Origin of the sequence: Plasticicumulans sp., from assembly GCF_035331805.1 — a bacterium.
Classification (GTDB): domain Bacteria; phylum Pseudomonadota; class Gammaproteobacteria; order Competibacterales; family Competibacteraceae; genus Plasticicumulans.
On record NZ_DAOLKE010000450.1, the window covers coordinates 1 to 2,471 of the forward strand.

Here is a 2,471-nt window from a genome sequence, read left to right on the forward strand (position 1 = left end):
AATCGTAGAACTCCGGACGTTCTTCCTCGCTCGCAGCGACGATCGCTCGCGGCAGCACCCGTCCCGCCGTCTGCAGCCGCCGACGAAGCCATCGATGCCGGCGGAGGCGGGGACGACTGGACCGACTATGCGCAGTGGGCCGCGATGTCTGCAGACGTGCACGACGACGATGCCCCGGCCGATGCGCCGCCGCCGGCCGACGACCGGCGCGCGCGCATCCTCGGCATGGACTGGGACGAACTCGCCAGCACGGTCGCCGGCTGCAGCGCCTGCCCGCTGTGCCGCACGCGCACGCGCACGGTGTTCGGCACCGGCGATCGCAGGGCGCGGCTGATGCTGGTCGGCGAGGCCCCGGGGCGCGACGAGGACCTGCAGGGCGAGCCCTTCGTCGGCGAGGCCGGCAAGCTGCTGAACGAGATGCTGCGCGCGATCGGCCTGAGCCGCGCCGAGGTCTACATCGCCAACGTGCTGAAGTGCCGGCCGCCGCAGAACCGCGATCCGCTGCCGGCCGAGGCGCTCGCCTGCCGCGCGCATCTCGATCGCCAGATCGCGCTGGTCGGACCCGAGCTGATCGTCGCGCTCGGCCGCATCCCGGCGCACGAGTTGCTGGCCACGCAGACGCAGGTCGGCAGGCTGCGCGGGCGCTGGCACCGCTACGGGCCGGCCGCGATCCCGCTGCTCGTCACCTATCACCCTGCGTATCTGCTGCGCTCGCCGGCCGAGAAGGGCAAGAGTCTCGATGACCTCGAACGCGTGCTCGACGTGCTCGAAGGTCGCGCCGCACCGGACTGCGGCCCCGATGCGTCCTGAACCCTGCTGCCTGGAGTCGTTGATGAATGCCTGCGTGCGTCCCGAGCTGCCGGTGCGGCCGATGACGATTGCCGACGTGCCGGCCGTGATCGGCGTCGAGGAGATCGCCTACGCCTATCCGTGGACCGAAGGCATCTTCCGCGACTGCCTGCGCAGCGGTTATCACGGCTACGTGCAGGAGGACAGCCGCGGTGTGGTCGCCTACGCGATGATCACGGTCGCAGTCGGCGAGGCACACCTGCTGAATCTCGCGGTCGCACCGCGCCATCAGGGCGGCGGCCGCGGCCGGGCGCTGCTGCGCTACGTCTGCCGGCAGGCGGTCGCGCTCGGCGCCGACATCATGTTCCTCGAAGTGCGGCCGTCGAACGTGCAGGCCGTGGCGCTGTACCTCGACGAAGGCTTCTGCGAGGTCGGCACCCGCCGCGGTTATTACCCGGCCGCGATCGGGCGCGAGGATGCGCTGGTGATGGCGCGCACGCTGGTGTGAGCTTGCCTGGGGCTGGATAGCTCGTTGCCCGGAAACCGGAGTACGGCGCGCGGTTGATTTCGATGGGCATTGATGCGCAATGCATCGCGCTGCACCAAACCCGCCCTGCACCTGCTGCTCTCGGCGGAATCGTCAAGCGCGCAGCGCGTCGATGAAATCTTCAGCCGCGACATCGGCCTGACGCAGCACGCCGGCCAGCGTGCCAATCTTGAGTTCGGTATGCAGGGGCACCACGCAACCGCGGTTGCCGCGGCGCATGACCAGGTGGCTGCCGTTCTGGCGTACCGCTACGAACCCCAGTCGTTCCAGTGCCCGCGCGGCTTCGGTGCCGGAGATGCGCGGCAGCTTAGGCATGCGACGGTTCTGGAATCGTGAAGAACGTGACCAGCGGCTGAGCACCCGCGCCGCCAGGAAATTCTTCGAGAAACAGCGCCGTCGCTTCACGCAGGTTCACCAGCGCTTCCTCGACCGATTCGCCCTGCGTGGTGGTGCCGGTTTCCGGATTCAGCGCGATGTAGCCGCCTTCCTCGGCGGGGGTGAGTACTGCGGTCAGGTGCATGTTCGGACTCCGGGCGGGCGGGGGATTGCTTCGTACACCTCGACAACTTAACACCTGAACCACCCCGGGTTTCGTGGAGGTTGCTCCCCCTTTGAGAGGATGGAGCCATGAAAGCATCAATGAAGTTTTCGCCCGAGGTTCAGGAGCGCGCCGTGCGCATGGTCGCGGAGGCGCAGGGGCAGCACGACTCGCAGTGGGCAGCGATCGTGTCGATCGCGGCGAAGATCGGCTGCACGGCCGAGACGCTGCGCCGCTGGGTACGCCAGGCGCAGCCGCGACAGCGGGCAGCGCGAGGGGCAGACGACGACCGAGGCACAGCGCATCCGGGAGCTTGAGCGTGAAGTGCGCGAACTGCGTAAGGCCAACGAGATCCTGAAGCTGGCCAGCGCGTTTTTCGCTTGAGGCGAGCTCGACCGCCGCTGCAAGTCATGAGGGCGTTCGTCGATGAGCAGCGCGCGACGTATGGGGTCGAGCCGATCTGCAAGGCCCTGCAGATCGCCCCGTCGGGCTACCGGCGTCATGCCGCGCGGCGGCGCAACCCGGCGCCCGGAAGCCGACCCGGCCCGGCGCGATGCCTCGCTGGTGACGGACATCGAGCGCGTCTGGCACGCCAAC

General features: G+C 68.9%; 4 protein-coding genes, 1 pseudogene and 1 other annotated feature. Of the genes and pseudogenes, 3 read left to right on the forward strand and 2 right to left on the reverse strand.

Translation table 11 applies throughout. The features are described 5' to 3' along the window. Positions 1-90: 90 nt before the first annotated feature. Both PKE44_RS18215 and rimI read left to right on the forward strand, forming a co-directional pair. Positions 91-810 (forward strand): uracil-DNA glycosylase, encoded by a 720-nt coding sequence (locus tag PKE44_RS18215; RefSeq protein ID WP_324554078.1) that lies wholly within the window; start codon positions 91-93, stop codon positions 808-810. A 22-nt stretch (positions 811-832) separates the two neighbouring features. Beyond that, positions 833-1,297: a ribosomal protein S18-alanine N-acetyltransferase gene (gene rimI, locus PKE44_RS18220; protein ID WP_324554072.1), complete on the forward strand. Its 465-nt coding sequence runs from the start codon at positions 833-835 to the stop codon at positions 1,295-1,297. 132 nt (positions 1,298-1,429) lie between these two features. On the opposite strand, the gene PKE44_RS18225 is transcribed toward rimI, so the two are convergent. Together PKE44_RS18225 and PKE44_RS18230 are read right to left on the reverse strand one after the other, a co-directional pair. Continuing rightward, entirely contained in the window at positions 1,430-1,651 is a 222-nt protein-coding gene (locus tag PKE44_RS18225) for a type II toxin-antitoxin system HicA family toxin (protein ID WP_324554074.1), read from the reverse strand. Then, positions 1,644-1,856 carry a type II toxin-antitoxin system HicB family antitoxin gene (locus tag PKE44_RS18230; RefSeq protein WP_324554076.1) on the reverse strand — a complete coding sequence of 71 codons (213 nt, stop codon included), beginning with the start codon at positions 1,854-1,856 and terminating at the stop codon, positions 1,644-1,646. Before PKE44_RS18230 ends, PKE44_RS18225 begins: the two co-directional genes overlap by 8 nt. Positions 1,857-1,963: 107 nt before the next feature. Between PKE44_RS18230 and PKE44_RS18235 the strand changes: the two are divergent. After that, positions 1,964-2,471 (forward strand): annotated as a pseudogene (locus PKE44_RS18235) (transposase); the annotation flags it as partial. After that, positions 2,243-2,359 (forward strand) — a sequence feature (AL1L pseudoknot). (Overlaps the previous pseudogene by 117 nt.)